Consider the following 273-nt stretch of genomic DNA (forward strand, 5'->3'; position numbering starts at 1 on the left):
ACGCCCGAAGTACCCCCGGGCCAGTCCCGCACCCGCCAGATACAGCTCACCGGCCACGCCCGAAGGGACCAGCGAGAGCACGTCGTCCAGGATGTAGGCGCGCATGCCGTCCAGCGGACGCCCGACCGGTATCGGCGCCGGCACCGCGTCGGCCACGGTCCACGGGGACTGGGAGGCGAACAGGGTGGTCTCGGTGGGGCCGTAGGCGCAGCGGACGACGGTGTCGGGGCAGTGCTCCAGCACGCGTCGTACCGCGGTCGGGGAGATCACGTC

The 273-nt window shown here is 72.5% G+C and carries 1 protein-coding gene; it reads right to left on the reverse strand.

Annotation, left to right across the window (positions count from 1 at the left end; translation table 11 throughout):
* Nucleotides 1–273, reverse strand: a 273-nt coding sequence (locus IF78_RS44755; protein ID WP_037643107.1) for an AMP-binding protein, incomplete at both ends; no start/stop codon positions are given.

The sequence above is a fragment of the Streptomyces bicolor genome (assembly GCF_000719285.1).
GTDB classification, from domain to species: domain Bacteria; phylum Actinomycetota; class Actinomycetes; order Streptomycetales; family Streptomycetaceae; genus Streptomyces; species Streptomyces bicolor.